Annotated in this window: 13 protein-coding genes; 3 read left to right on the top strand and 10 right to left on the bottom strand. The window is 73.1% G+C overall.

All coding sequences use genetic code 11. The features are described from left to right. Window positions 1-1250, bottom strand: a 1250-nt coding sequence (locus AA75_RS35010) for a hypothetical protein (protein ID WP_158515615.1), incomplete at its 3' end; no start/stop codon positions are given. 245 nt (window positions 1251-1495) lie between these two features. Between AA75_RS35010 and AA75_RS35015 the strand changes: the two genes are divergently transcribed. Then, window positions 1496-2068, top strand: coding sequence for a nucleosidase (locus tag AA75_RS35015; RefSeq protein ID WP_233289323.1), 573 nt, complete (start codon window positions 1496-1498; stop codon window positions 2066-2068). A gap of 44 nt (window positions 2069-2112) precedes the next feature. On the opposite strand, the gene AA75_RS35020 is transcribed toward AA75_RS35015, so the two are convergent. Both AA75_RS35020 and AA75_RS35025 read right to left on the bottom strand, forming a co-directional pair. Further along, entirely contained in the window at window positions 2113-2535 is a 423-nt protein-coding gene (locus AA75_RS35020) for a hypothetical protein (RefSeq protein ID WP_051813995.1), read from the bottom strand. 207 nt (window positions 2536-2742) lie between these two features. Beyond that, a complete protein-coding gene (locus tag AA75_RS35025) occupies window positions 2743-3354 on the bottom strand; it encodes a cysteine hydrolase family protein (protein WP_033824410.1) in 612 nt (203 codons plus the stop codon). Window positions 3355-3425: 71 nt separating this feature from the next. Here AA75_RS35025 and AA75_RS35030 point away from each other — a divergent pair, with 71 nt between their 5' ends. Beyond that, complete coding sequence (locus tag AA75_RS35030) at window positions 3426-4385, top strand: GlxA family transcriptional regulator (protein ID WP_033824411.1); 960 nt, start codon at window positions 3426-3428, stop codon at window positions 4383-4385. A 131-nt stretch (window positions 4386-4516) separates the two neighbouring features. Here AA75_RS35030 and AA75_RS35035 read toward each other — a convergent pair whose 3' ends face one another. The 7 genes from AA75_RS35035 to AA75_RS35065 all read right to left on the bottom strand — a co-directional run bounded on the left by AA75_RS35035 (window position 4517) and on the right by AA75_RS35065 (window position 12768). Next, window positions 4517-5533: an N-acetylglucosamine kinase gene (locus tag AA75_RS35035; protein WP_033824412.1), complete on the bottom strand. Its 1017-nt coding sequence runs from the start codon at window positions 5531-5533 to the stop codon at window positions 4517-4519. A 38-nt stretch (window positions 5534-5571) separates the two neighbouring features. Further along, entirely contained in the window at window positions 5572-6852 is a 1281-nt protein-coding gene (locus AA75_RS35040; RefSeq protein ID WP_033824431.1) for a 6-phospho-beta-glucosidase, read from the bottom strand. A gap of 8 nt (window positions 6853-6860) precedes the next feature. After that, window positions 6861-7751 carry a carbohydrate ABC transporter permease gene (locus AA75_RS35045; RefSeq protein ID WP_033824413.1) on the bottom strand — a complete coding sequence of 297 codons (891 nt, stop codon included), beginning with the start codon at window positions 7749-7751 and terminating at the stop codon, window positions 6861-6863. A 3-nt stretch (window positions 7752-7754) separates the two neighbouring features. Further along, window positions 7755-8711: a carbohydrate ABC transporter permease gene (locus AA75_RS35050; RefSeq protein WP_033824414.1), complete on the bottom strand. Its 957-nt coding sequence runs from the start codon at window positions 8709-8711 to the stop codon at window positions 7755-7757. 6 nt (window positions 8712-8717) lie between these two features. Continuing rightward, entirely contained in the window at window positions 8718-10061 is a 1344-nt protein-coding gene (locus AA75_RS35055; RefSeq protein WP_033824432.1) for an ABC transporter substrate-binding protein, read from the bottom strand. A gap of 154 nt (window positions 10062-10215) precedes the next feature. Continuing rightward, window positions 10216-11409, bottom strand: a complete 1194-nt coding sequence (locus AA75_RS35060; protein ID WP_233289324.1) for an ROK family transcriptional regulator — start codon at window positions 11407-11409, stop codon at window positions 10216-10218. Between the two features lie 219 nt (window positions 11410-11628). Then, on the bottom strand, window positions 11629-12768 hold the full coding sequence (locus AA75_RS35065; RefSeq protein ID WP_199520486.1) for a mechanosensitive ion channel family protein: 1140 nt from the start codon (window positions 12766-12768) through the stop codon (window positions 11629-11631). Window positions 12769-13128: 360 nt separating this feature from the next. On the opposite strand from AA75_RS35065, the gene AA75_RS35070 reads away from it, so the two are divergent. After that, entirely contained in the window at window positions 13129-13761 is a 633-nt protein-coding gene (locus tag AA75_RS35070; protein WP_033824416.1) for an HNH endonuclease, read from the top strand. Window positions 13762-13925: the final 164 nt, after the last annotated feature.

The raw sequence follows: 13925 nt of genomic DNA on the forward strand, positions 1-13925 counted from the left end.
ACCGCCGCGGCCTGTCCCAGCTGCTGTTCCAGCGCCTCGAACGCGGCCTGCGCCGAGTCGCCGCGGCCCGCCCCCACGGTGCCCTGCAGGGCGGCGTCGTAGTCGCCCGCGGCCTCCGTGTCGGCCGCCTGCCCGTGCCGGGCCTGCCAGGCGTCGAGCTGCCTGCGGGCCTCGTCCAGCGGCCCCGCCGCGCCGGCCGGGGCGAGCTGCCGGGCGCGGCCGAGGGCGCCCCCGGTCCGGTCCGGCTCCTCGCGCCGGCCGGCCAGGTCGGCCAGGACGGTGTCCCACTGCGCGGTGTACTTGTCGCTGGACCCGCGGGAGACCAGGTTGAGGTTCTCGGCGGCGCGGGCCTGGAGCACCTCGGTCCTGGCCTGGTCGAGGGCGCGCAGCGGCTGCGCGCCCGCGGTGCGGCTGTCGGCCAGCGAGGAGGATGCCGACAGGCCGCCGGCCAGCAGCCAGACCGTGGCGGCCAGCATCGCGCTGGTCGCCGCGACCAGCCCGGGGTTGAACACCCGGTTGGTGCGCCGCAGCAGCAGCACCTGGTGGCGCAGCAGCGCCGCGAGCGTCAGCACGGCGAGGGCGAACGCCGCCCACGGCACCGACCCGGCGTCGTCGTAGTCGGCGTCCAGCCGGGCGGATTCGGCGGCCACCAGCTTCTGCGCGTTCGGCAGCATGGTGTCCTGCATCAGGCCCGAGGCGTACCGCAGGTAGGCGCCGCCGAGCGGCAGGCCCTGCCGGTCGTTGGCCCGGGCGGTCTCCACCAGCCCCGCGTACTGCGGGAGTTGCTGGTTCAGTTCGGAGATCCAGCGCTGGGTGTCGGCCGAGTCGCCGCCGTGGGCGGCGGCCTGGGCGAGCAGCCGGGCGGCGGTGGCCAGGTCGTCCTGGTAGCGCTGGCGGACGGCCGGCGGCTCGTTGCCGGCCAGCAGGAAGCCGGTGGCCGCGGTGGTGTCCGCGTCCGCCAGCGACCGGTAGATCTCGGCCGTGTCCTGGCTCAACGGCCCGCTGCGGTGGGCCACCCGGCCCGCGGCGGTGGAACGGTCGGCGACCTGCCAGGCGGCCGCCAGGCCGAACAGCAGGGCCAGCGTGGCCAGGACCGCACCGGCCAGCCGCAGCCGCCCCGGCGGGTTGTCCACCGCCTGCCGCAGGAACCCGAGCCGGCCCGGCCCGCGTTCCGTCGTGCCGGCTTCCGTCGTGCCGGGCTCCGCCACCTGCACGGACGCCCGTTCCCCCGCGATCACTGGTGTCGCCACCGCCCCGCCCTCCCCTGTGGCCGCCCCGCGCGCGGGGCCGGACCCGATGCCAGCAGTATGTCTGCGGGCACCGACGAGTACACGTGAGTTGTGCCGGACTTGAGCTTCGGGCCGGTCCGCCCGCCGCTCGGGCCGCCGGGCCGGGGCCGTTGCCGCTCCGCCTGCTGTCGACGCGGTGCCACCCCCCGGTGGTTCCGCCCCCTGGCCATCGCCCCTCCCTCGGCGCCCTGCGTAGCATGGGGCGCATGCAACTGATCGGTACCGTCGCCGCTGACCGCCCGCTGCTCGTCGTCGCAGTCCAGGAGGAGGCGGCCCACCTCGACGGCCGCTTCCCGGTCCTGCTCACCGGGATGGGGAAGATCAACGCGACCGCCGCGCTGGCGACCGTGCTGGCCCGCGGCGACCGCCCGTCCGAGATCGTCAACCTCGGGACCGCCGGTGCGCTGAAGTCCGGCTGGGCGGGCACCCACCAGGTGACCCGGGTGCTGCAGCACGACCTCGACGCCCGGGTGCTGCGGCAGCTGACCGGCCGCAGCTTCGGCGGCCCGATCGAGCTCGGCGACGGTCCGGGTCCGGTGCTCGCCACCGGTGACCTGTTCGTCTCCGACCCCGAGGCCCGCGACCGGCTGGCGCAGAGCGCCGACCTGGTCGACATGGAGGGTTACGCACTGGCCAACGTGGCCGAGCGGGCCGGGGTGCCGATCCGGCTGATCAAGCACGTCAGCGACGAGGCCGGCGCGGGCGCCGACCGGACCTGGCGCGAGTCGGTGGACGACTGCGCGAAGATCCTCGCCGACTGGGCCCGCACCCGGCTCTGACCGGTGGCCGGCCCGGCACCCCGGCGCCCTCGGCCGCGTCCGGCTCAGGCCGCGATCTGCTCGCCGGTCAGGGCCGGGACGAACTGGTCCAGTTCGGCCCGCCAGTAGCGGGCGACGTTGAGCCGGGTCGGCTTCTGGTCGCCCGGGAAGCTGAACCGCAGCGAGCTCCACAGGGTCCGCCGCCGTACGTCGCCGACCAGGCCGCGGGCCTGCTCCAGCGGGATGACGTGGACCAGTTCCTTGGGCTTGTTGGCCAGCCGGCCGGCCCGGTGCACCACGACCACGCGCTCGGTCAGCGTGACGAAGTAGTACTTCACGAAGAACTGGCCGATCAGGCCCAGCTCGTTCATGATCCACGGGCTGGGCCCGGTGATGGTGTGGAAGGTGACCACGGGGCGGTCGTTCGGCTCGATCGCTGCGATCGCCTGGGCGACCTGCTCCTGCATGGTGGACTTGCGGATCGCCATCTGGCGTGTGCTCCTGGGCTGTTCGGGCACCGGAGGCGGTGCTGCTCGGAGCGGGGACAGTACCGGTGGTCGAACACCTGCCTCAATGGCCAAAGCGGGCATCTTGCCGGAACATCCAAAATTCATCCGGCCGCAACCGGGCGGTGGGGTGTCACCCACCGTCCCGGGTGCGGCCGGACGGACCCTCGCGGCACTTCCGGCGGACCGTCAGCCGACGGTGACCGGCCGCGCGGCGGCCGCCAGCACCGCCTCGGTGGTGACCACCTTGGCGAAGCGCATGGTGTGCAGGGCGGCCGCGGTGGCCCGGGAGAGCTCGGCGGCCGGGATCGACTCGCCGTCCGGGCCGGCCATCGCGAAGGTGTGCATCGCGTCGATCGGGAAGATCACGTCGTAGCCGAGGTTGCCGCCCATCCGCGCGGTGGTCTCGTTGCACACGTTGGTCATGATCCCGACCGTCACCAGCTGGGAGGCGCCCCGCGCCCGGAGCCAGGCGTCCAGGTCCGGGGTGCCGTAGAAGGCGCTGTTGACGGTCTTGGTGACGTGCAGGTCCGGGGTGACGGCGGCCGCCACCGGCTTCAGCTCGTAGCCCGGCGTGCCGGGGGTCAGCGGGCCGCTCGCGGAACGGTGCTGCACCGTCACCACCGGACGTCCGGTCGCCTGCCAGACCTCGATCAGCTCGCCGATCCGCTGCTCGGCGCCGGGGTTGTCCCGCTCGCCCCAGTACTCGTGGTCCTCGAAGCCCTGCTGGACGTCGATCACCACCAGGACGGCGTCGGCGGCGAGTTCGAGCGGGGCGTTGAATGCGCTGGTGTTCGTCATGGCTCCATCCTGCGGGCGGCGCCCGCCCCGCCGTGATGGGCAGAAATGACTACCATCGATATGATCCTGCCATGCGCACCGTGGGCTGTCCGATCTTCGACGGGGTACGGGCCTTCGACTACGCCGTGATCGGCGAGGTCTGGTCCAACCGGCTCTCCCCGACCGGCCTGCCCGTCTTCGACCTGCGGGTCTGCGGGCCCGACCGGCAGCCGGTCCGGCTCGGCGGCGGCCTCGAACGCCGGCCCGACGACGAGTTCCCCGGCCTGCTCGACTGCGACCTGATCGTCGTCCCCGGCGTCACCGACCCGTTCGCACCCGCCGACCCCCGGCTGCTCGACGTGCTGCGCGAGGCCCACACCCGGGGCATCCCGGTCGCCTCGCTGTGCGCCGGCGCGTTCGTCCTCGCCGAGGCCGGCCTGCTGGACGGCCGCAGGGCCACCACCCACTGGTGGCTCACCGACGACCTGGCCCGGCTCCACCCGGCGGTGAGTGTCGACCCCGAGGTGCTGTTCACCGGCGACGGCGAGGTCTGGACCTCGGCCGGCGTCGCCGCCGGCATCGACCTGTGCCTGCACCTGGTGCGCACCGCCCACGGCCAGCAGACCGCCGCCGCCATCGCCCGCTCGATGGTCACGGCCCCGTTCCGGTCCGGCGGACAGGCCCAGTTCATCCCCTCCCCGGTCCCGGTGGCCGACGCCGACGACCCGCTCGGCGCCGTGCGCACCACCGTGCTCGGCGAACTCGACACCCCCTGGACGGTGGCCCGGATGGCCCGCCTCGCGGTGATGTCGGAACGCACCTTCGCCCGCCGCTTCGCCGCCGCCACCGGCAGCCCGCCACTGCGCTGGCTGCTGGAACAGCGGGTACTGGCCGCCCAGCGGCTGCTGGAAGAGAGCGACCTGCCGGTCGACGAGATCGCCGTCCGCTGCGGCTTCGGCTCCGCCGTCTCGCTGCGCCCGGTGTTCACCCGCCGGGTCGGCCTCGCCCCGCGGGAGTACCGGCGCTCCTTCCGGGGCCGCGATCAGGCCTGACCGGGGACGGCCCCGCCGTGGCCCCTGGAGACGGGTACCCGCCGCCGGCGCCGGGGGTGTGCGGACCCCGGTGGCGCCGGCGGCGGGTGGTTCGGGCGGGTGGTCCGGGCGGGGCCGCGGACCACCCGGGTTCAGGCGGCGACCGGGGTGGTGGTCGGGTACGCGGCCCGCAGGCGGTGCTGGATCTCGGGGCCCGCGCCGAGGTGGTCGAGGCCGAGCAGGGCGGCGCCGAGCACCGGCGGGGCGACCACGATCCGGGTCTCGGCGAGCGGGGCGGCCGCGGCCAGCCGGGCCGTGAGGTTGTCGATCAGCAGCGGGTGGCGGGCCGCCAGCACACCGCCGCCGAGCACCACGGGGGTGGGTTCGCCCAGCAGGCCGAGCCGGGTGAGGGCGACGACGGCCAGCCGGGCGATCTCGTCGGCCTGCCGGTCGACCAGGTCGAGCGAGGTCCGGTCGCCGGCCTCCGCGGCGGCGAACAGCACCCGGACGATCTCGTGCAGCCGCCCCCGGTCCAGCCCGCCGAGGTGCATGGTCTCGGCGACGGCGGTGGCGCTCGGCAGTCCGAAATGCCGGGCGATGGCGCCGGCGAGCGCGGTGGGCCCGCCGCGGCCGTCCTCGGCGCGGGTGGCGTGCCACATCGCCTCGGCGGCCAGCCCGCCGCCGCCGCCCCAGTCGCCGGTGAGGTGGCCGAGCGCGGGGAAGCGGGCGGTGCGCCCGTCCGGCAGCAGGCCGACGCAGTTGATGCCGGCGCCGCAGACCACGGCGACCCCGCGCGGGCCGTCGGTGCCGGCCCGCAGCAGACCGAAGGTGTCGTTGGCGACGTGGCCGGTCAGCCCCCAGCGCCGGGCCTCGATGGCGGCCTGCAGCCGCTGTTCCTCGATCGGCAGGTCGGCGTTGGCAAGGCACGCGCTGACGTGCGTGGTGAACGGGGTGCCCGGTCTCAGCCCGGCCTGCAGGGCGGCCTCCTCGACCAGCGGGCCGAGCCCGTCGACGGCCTGTTCGGCGCCGTCGAGCTGGGGCTGGAAGCCGCCGCCGCGGGCCGAGCCGAGGACGGTGCCGTCCGCGGAGACCAGGGCGACGTCGGTCTTGCTGTTCCCGGCGTCGATGGCGAGGACGCCGGGGAGCTGTTCCTCCTGACGGTGGTTCATCGGTTCCCCCCAGGGTGGTGCGCGGTGGTCATCTGCCCTCACGCCCAGCTCAGGTGGGGGCGGTTGTGGGCGATCAGCCGGTCGGTGAGCCGCTCGGCCAGGTCGAACTGCCCCACCAGCGGGTGGGCGAGCAGCGCGTCGAAGACCCGGTCGCGGCCGCCTTCCAGCGCGGCGTCCAGGGCGAGCCGCTCGTACGCGGTGACGCCCGCGATCAGGCCGGCGTACAGCGGTTCGACCGGCCGCTGGGGGAGCGGGCGCACGCCCGCGGGGTCGACCTCGGCGGGGACCTCGATCACCGCGTCGTCGGGCAGGAACGGCAGGATGCCGTCGTTGCGGGTGTTGACGACCTGGACGCTGGTGCCGCCGCCGGTGCCGAGCAGGGCGGAGATCAGCTGGACGGCGGCCTCGGAGTAGAACGCGCCGCCGCGCTTGCCGAGCAGTTCGGGCTTGGTGTCAAGGGCCGGGTCGGCGTACATCTCCAGCAGCTGCCGTTCGATGGCCGCGACCTCGGCCGCGCGCGAGCCGGTGGCCTTGAGCTCCTCCACCACCTGGTCGTGCTGGTAGAAGTAGCGCAGGTAGTAGGAGGGCACCACGCCGAGGCGGCGGATCACCGGCAGCGGCAGGTGCAGGTCCTCGGCGATCTGCCCGCCGAAGCCGGCCAGCAGGTCGGGCAGCACCTCGCGGCCGCCGGTGGCGCCGGGCGCGTCCAGCAGGGTGACGCCGCGCTCCCAGGTGAGGTGGTTGAGCCCGACGTGGTCCAGGCGCACCAGCTCCGGGTCCACGCCCAGGTGGGCGGCGAACTTCCGCTGGAAGCCGATGGCGACGTTGCACAGGCCGACGGCCTTGTGGCCGGCCTGCTGCAGGGCCCGGGTGACGATGCCGACCGGGTTGGTGAAGTCGACGATCCAGGCGCCGGGGCTGGCCCGGCGGACCTGCTCGGCGATGTCGAGCACCACCGGGACGGTGCGCAGCGCCTTGGCGAGGCCGCCGGCGCCGGTGGTCTCCTGGCCGACGCAGCCGCACTCCAGCGGCCAGGTCTCGTCCTCGTTCCTGGCGGCCTGCCCGCCGACCCGCAGTTGCAGCAGGACGGCGTCGGCGCCCTGGACCCCGTCGGCGACCCGGGTGGCGGTGGTGACGGTGGCGGGGTGGCCCTGCTTGGCGAAGATCCGGCGGGCCAGGCCCGCGATCAGCTCCAGCCGGTCGGCGGCCGGGTCGATCAGGACGAGTTCGCCGACCGGGAGGGTGTCCCTCAGCCGGGCGAAGCCGTCGATCAGCTCCGGGGTGTACGTGGAACCGCCGCCGACGATTGCCAACTTCAGTGCGGACATCAGCCCTTGACCCCTGTCAGTGTGACGCCTTCGATGAAGGCCTTCTGCGCGAAGAAGAACAGCACGAGCACCGGGGCCGTCACGAGCAGCGTGGCGGCCATGGTGAGGTTCCAGTTGGTGTGGTGGGCGCCCTTGAACGACTCCAGGCCGTAGCTGAGCGTCCAGGCGCCGGCGTTCTCGCTGGCGTAGATCTGCGGGCCGAAGTAGTCGTTCCAGCAGTAGAAGAACTGGAACAGCGCGACCGCCGCGATGGCGGGCTTCGCCATCGGCAGCACCACCCGCAGCAGGGTCCGCAGGTCGCCGCAGCCGTCGATCCGGGCGGCCTCCAGGTACTCCCTGGGGATGGTCAGCAGGAACTGCCGGAGCAGGAAGATGGAGAACGCGTCGCCGAAGGCCATCGGGATGATCAGTGGCCAGAGCGAGCCGGTCAGGTGCAGCTGCTTGGCCCAGAACAGGTACATCGGGATGACGGTGACCTGCGGGGGCAGCATCATCATCGAGATGACCGCCATCAGGGCCAGGTTGCGGCCGCGGAAGCGGAACTTGGCCAGCGCGTAGGCGACCGGGAGGCTGGAGACCACGGTCAGCGCGGTGCCGGCGGCGGCGTACAGCAGGGTGTTGCGCCACCAGCTGAGGAAGCCCGGGGTCTGCCAGACCTTGCTGTAGTTGCCCCAGTGCCACTCGGTGGGCCACAGGTCGGCGGTGAGCGCCTGCCGGTCCGACATCACCGAGGTGAGCAGCACGAAGACGAAGGGCAGCAGGAAGAACAGCGCGGCGGCGATGGCCAGCGAGTGCACGGCCACCCAGTGCAGGGCGGCGCGGCGCCGGGCCACCTTGGCGGCGGCGGACCCGGCCCGTACGGGCAGGCGTACGGCGGAAGTGAGGGTCATGGCTCAGTCCTCGTCGATGAAGCCGGACTTGCGGCGCAGCAGCAGCGACGTGAAGGCCATCGAGATGGCGAACAGGATCACGGCGACCACGCAGGCCGAGCCGGTGTCGAAGCGCTGGAAGCCGAGGTTGTAGACCATCTGCGGCAGGGTCCAGGTGGATCCGTGCGGGTAGCCGGGTTCGAACTGCTGGCCGGAGCCGCCGATCACGCCGCTGGCGACCTTCCCGGCGACGATCGCCTGGGTGTAGTACTGCATGGTCTGGATGACGCCGGTGACCACGGCGAACATGACGATCGGCGAGATGTTCGGGAAGGTCACGTAGCGGAACTTCTGCAGCGGCCCGGCGCCGTCGAGCTCGGCGGCCTCGTACTGCTCCCTGGGGACGTCCAGCAGCGCGGCCATGAAGATCACCATCAGGTCGCCGATGCCCCACATGGCGAGCATGGTCAGGGCGGGCTTGGACCAGTCGGGATCGGTGAACCAGCCCGGCTGCGGCAGTCCGAGTTCGCCGAGCAGGTGGTCGACCGGCCCGGTGCCGGGGTTGAGCAGGAAGGCGAAGGCCATCGTGGCGGCCACCGGCGGGGCCAGGTACGGCAGGTAGAAGGCGGTCCGGAAGAAGCCGGCGCCGGTCTTCACCTTGGTGATCAGCAGGCCGATGCCGAGGCCGAAGGCGACCCGCAGGGTGACCATCACCAGGACCAGCCAGAGCGTGTTGCCCAGGCCCGTCCAGAACGACGGGTAGTGGTTCAGGACGTAGTCCCAGTTCTTCAGGCCGTTGAAGGTCGGGGCCGTGAAGCCGTCGTACTTCATGAAGGAGAAGTAGACGGTGGAGACCAGCGGGTAGGCGAAGAAGACGCCGAAGCCGATCAGCCAGGGGGAGAGGAAGGCGGCGGTACGGGCCGCCTCCCGGCGGCGCTTGGTGCGCAGCGCCGCCGGGACGGGGGTGCTAGCGGTGGCCATCGCGGGTCACTTCGCCTGGTCGATCGCGGCGTCGATCTCCTTGGCCGTGGCGGTCAGGCCGGCCTTCAGGTCGGTCTGCCTGCCGGCCTCGAACTCGTAGCCGAGGTTCTGCATGGACACCTGGTAGGCGCCGCCGTTGACGCTGGCGGGGGTGGTGCTGGAGTTCGGGTTCTTGGCGATGTCGATGAAGGTGCGGAAGTTGGCGTCGGCGTCCAGCTTCGGCGAGTTCAGTGCCTCGAGGGTGCTGGGCACGTTGTGGATGGCGTTGGCGAAGGAGACCACCGCGTCGGTGTCGGTGGTCAGGTACTTCACCAGCTCCCAGGAGGCGGTCTGCTTCTTGCTGCCCTTGGCGATGCCGATGATGGTGCCGGTCTGGTAGCCGCGGCCGTAGCCGGCGGCCTGGTCGTCCGGCACCGGGAACGGCGCGGTGGCCCACTCGAAGTCCGGCTTGTCCTCGGCGAGGGAGGCGGTGCGCCACTCCCCGTCGATGGCCATCGCGACCTGGCCGGTGGTGAAGGGGTTCTTGGCGCTGAACTCGTCGCCGAAGCCGGTGCGGTACTTCTCCAGCTTGTCGAAGCCGCCCAGCCTGTCGACCAGGCCCTTCTGCCAGGTGTACATCGCGGCGACCTTGGGGTCGGTGGCGATGTCGGACCTGCCGTCCGCGCCGAAGTAGCCGGGGCCGTACTGGCCGAGGAAGTGGCTGGGGGTGGACTCGTAGCCGTGGTAGTTCGGCATGAAGCCGAGCTGCTTGAAGCCGTCGCCGTCGGCCACGGTCAGCTTGACGGCGTCGGCCTCGAACTCGCTGAAGGTCTTCGGCGGCGCGGTGATCCCGGCCGCGGCGAAGGCGGTCTTGTTGTAGTACAGGCCGTAGGCGTCGCCGAGCAGCGGCAGCGAGCACTGGTTGCCCTGGAACCGGCTGTACTGGAGCATCGCGGGCGGGAAGGTCTTGGCCGGGTCGATGCCGTCCTTCTGGAGCATCGGCCCCAGGTCCGCCCAGACCCCGGCCGAGCAGAACTTGCCGACGTTGTCGGTGGTGAACGAGGAGACCACGTCGGGGGCGGCGTCGCCGCCGGCCCGCAGTGCCTGCTCGCTCTTGTCGTCGGCGATGTTGCCGACCACCTTGACGTGGATGTTCGGGTGCAGCTTCTCGAAGGCGGCCACGTTGTCGGCGATCGCCTTGACCTCGTTGTCCTGGCTCCAGCCGTGCCAGAAGGTGATGGTGACGTCCTGGCCGGCGGCCGAACCGTCCTGGCCGCCGCCGGAGTTGGTACCGGTGCAGGCGGTGGCGAGCAGGGCCAGGCAGGCGGTGGAGGTCAGGGCGGCGAGCGCGCGGCGCGTTCTGCGGGTGATGTCCACTGGTGGGTTCTCCTGGAGGTACGGGGGCAGGCGGCATGGCCCGTCGGCCCGTGCGTGGGGGTGCCTTCGGTGGTGTTCGGGTGGGCCGCGGCCCCGAGGGGGAGCCGCGGCGGCTGCGGCTTCATGACTGGTCGGCGGTGGCCCGGGGTCAGTGCGTCGAGAAGGCGGCGTCCCGGGCGGTGGCGAGGGCGAGTTGCAGGGCGCCGTGCAGGACGGGGGAGCCGGGCACGCTGCTGGAACGCACCTCCGGCCGGGGGATGGAGATCCGGGCGAGCGACTCCTGGACCAGCTCGCGCAGCCGTTCGCCGCCGGCCGTGGGGATGCCGCCGGCCAGTACCAGCAGCTCGGGGTCGACCACGGAGACGATGGCGGCGAGGCCGACCGCGAGCCGGTCGGCGAGGACGGCCAGGAAGTCCTCGCCGCCGCCGGGTGTCCCCAGCGCCAGGGCGACCGCCGCCTCGGCGGTCGGTGCGCCCAGTCCGTGCTCGCGGGCCAGTGCCAGGACGGCGGGGGCGCCGGCCAGCTCCTGGAAGCCGCCGGAGTTCTTGCGGCGGACGTCGTGGACGACCGGGGAGCCGGGCACCGGCATGTAGCCGACCTCGCCGGCGCCGCCGGTGAAGCCGCGGTGCAGCCGGCCGGCGATCACGATCGCGGCGCCGATGCCCTCCTCGGCCCACAGCAGCACGAAGTCCTCGCTGCCCCGGGCGGCGCCGGCGGCCTGTTCGGCGATGGCGGCCAGGTTGACGTCGTTCTCGATGGTGACCGGCGCGCCGATCGCCCCGGCGAGTTCCGCGACCAGCCGCGGTGAGTGCCAGCCGGGCAGGTGGGAGGCGTACCGCAGCTTGCCGGTGACCGGGTCGAGCGCACCGCCGATGCCGAGCACCACCTGGTGCAGGCTGCCCTCGGCGAGCCCGGCCTCGGCCACGCTGCGGGCGAGCGCCGCGGCGACCCGCGGCACGGTGTCGGCGGCGGGCCAGCCCTTGGTGGGCACCTGCTGCTCGGCGAGCGTGTTGCCGGTGATGTCGGCGACCGCGATCCGGATGTGGGTGGTGGTCACGTCCAGTCCGGCGACGTGCCCGGCGGCCGGGTTGACCTGGTACAGCTGCGCGTTCGGCCCGGGGCCGCCGGCGGTGGTGCCGACCGGGACGACCAGCCCGGCGGTCTCCAGCCGGGCCAGCAGCTGGGAGGCGGTGGGCTTGGACAGGCCGGTCAGGGTGCCGATCTGGGTGCGCGAGAGGGGGCCGTTGGCCAGCAGCAGTTCGAGCGCGGCGCGGTCGTTGATGGCGCGCAGCAGGCTTGGGGTGCCGGCCAGCGGCGAGCGGGAGCGGGTGTTGTCGGTCACGGCCCGATCCTCCTCTGCCGACGGGGGGCTGTGCTGCCCGGGGTTGGTTGCCAGGTGAACTGTTAGGAAAGTTTCCAATTCCTTGGGAGGACCGTAGATCCCGGCCCGGCCGGGTGTCAATGGCCCCGCCGCGCCCGGATCCGCGAGCCTGCCCGGAAAAGCCCGGAGCCCCGCTCCCCACCAGGGGGAACGGGGCTCCGGGCCGGCAACCCGCGGCGCTCAGCCGCCCGCGGGCGCGGCGCCCTCCGGGGCCTGCGGCGGGATCGGCTTGGCCGCCAGCGACCGCAGCGAACCCGGATCGGCCAGCACCGACGGCGGCAGGATGTCCACGGCCGGCGCGGCAGCGGCCGCGGCCACCGGCGCCGGCTCCTCCTTCAGCTTCACGCCCGCGAGGTCGAACGCCGCCTTCAGCCGCAGCCGCAGCGTGCGCGAGATCAGCGCGGCGTTCCCCGGCGAGCAGCGCGCCTCCAGCCGCAGCACCACCGAGTCCGCCGCCACCGACTCCACGCCCAGCACCTTCACCCGGCCCCAGATCAGCTCGTCGAACGGGGACTCCTTGGTCAGCTGCGCCGCGGTCTCGGTGATCAGCGCCTCGACCCGCTCCAGGTCCTCCCGGTAGCCGACCTGGACGTCCACGGCGGCGGTCGCCCAGCCCTGGCTCATGTTGGCGATCCGCTTGACCTCACCGTTGCGGATGTACCAGATCTCGCCGCCGGTGCCGCGCAGCTTGGTCACCCGCAGGCCGACCTCCAGCACCGTGCCGGTGGCCACCCCGGTGTCGATCTCGTCGCCGACGCCGTACTGGTCCTCCATGATCATGAAGACCCCGGACAGGAAGTCCGTCACCAGGTTCCGGGCGCCGAAGCCGATCGCCACACCGGCGACACCGGCACTGGCCAGCAGTGGTGCCAGGTTCACCCCGAGGGCGGAGAGCACCATCAGCGCGGCGGTCCCCAGGATGGTGAACGAGGCCACGCTGCGCAGCACCGAGCCGATCGCCTCCGAGCGCTGCTGGCGGCGCTCGGTGTTGACCATGCCGCTGTTGGCCAGCAGCCCGCCCAGCCGGCCGAGCTCGGCCTCGGCCTCCGAGGGGCGGCCCATCCGGGCGATCAGCTTGTCGATCAGCTTGCGGACCATCGCCCGCAGCACCAGGGCCAGCAGCACGATGAACAGGATCCGCAGCGCACCCTCGACCCAGCCCTGCCAGTTCGCGTCCAGCCAGCTCGCGGCCTGTTTGGTCGAGCTGCTCACCTCGTCCGCGCTGGTCGGCAGGGTGAACGTCAGCGACGGCGAGGCGGGGGCGGGCGAGGGGGTGGCGTCAGCGAGCAGGCTGACCGGGGCGGACCGAACCACGTGCAGGGCTTCCTTCCGGGCGGGAGCATGAACGGGCCGCCCGGCCGGGGCGGACCGTCACCGCAACCCTAGCGGCCAATCGTCACCCGGGCGGACGCGCCGTCAGTCGGCCGGACTCCCGCACACCTGCTCCCACCAGGCATCCCGGGTGCAGCGGAGGCGACGGTTGGGCATACCGGGTATGACGGAACGCACACCGGCGTGCGTGGATAGCAGCACTGTCCGTTACCGAACGATCTGTTAGGAAGGAAATGGTGGCGCCACACGAAGACGTAAGGCGACACTGGGGGAGATCGCGCTCAAAATGCGCGGTCGCCCGCTCGTCCCGGCGCGAGCCACGCGCCGCAGGCGTCCAAGGAGGCCTCCGTGCCGCATGTCCTGGTCCTCAACGCGTCGTACGAGCCACTCGGCGTCGTATCGATGCGCCGCGCACTCATCCTGGTCCTCAGTCACAAGGCGGTCTGCCTGGAGGACTCCGGAATCACTCTGCACAGCGCCACCAGCGCCGTCCCGGCGCCGTCCGTCGTCCGACTGACCCGTTTCGTCCGGGTCCCCTACCGCGGGCCCGTCCCGCTCACCCGCCGCGCACTGTTCGCCCGTGACCACGGGCGCTGCGTCTACTGCGGGGCCGCCGCCACCAGCGTCGACCACGTCATCCCGCGCAGCCGGGGCGGCCAGCACCGGTGGGACAACGTGGTCGCGGCCTGCCGCCGCTGCAACCACACCAAGGCCGATCGGCACCTCACCGAACTCGGCTGGCGGATGAAGCACCCCCCGGCCGCGCCGAGCGGCCTCGCCTGGCGGGTGATCGGCACCGGGATCAAGGACCCGCGCTGGCGCCCCTACCTGGAGCCGTACGGCGGTCTCGACCAGCTGCACCAGCAGCTGAGCGGCTTCGAGCACCACGACCATACCGACACCGGGGGCGTCCTGCCGGGCCCGCACGGCCGGTCCCGCCCCATCCGCCGCGGTGAGCAGCCCGAGCCGCTCTCCGCCTGACAGACAAGGGCCTGCCCGACACGTCAATCGGTACGCCTCATGGGCCGCCTGTGCACCCCCAGCGGGAGCGCAGGCGGCCCGCCGTCTGTCCCGGGGACCCTGACGCGGCGGTCGGGCACAGCGCCCGGAAGCTCACCGGGGCGCGCGGAACCTCCCACGCGCCG

Source organism: Kitasatospora sp. MBT63, assembly GCF_000710465.2.
Classification (GTDB): Bacteria; Actinomycetota; Actinomycetes; order Streptomycetales; family Streptomycetaceae; genus Kitasatospora.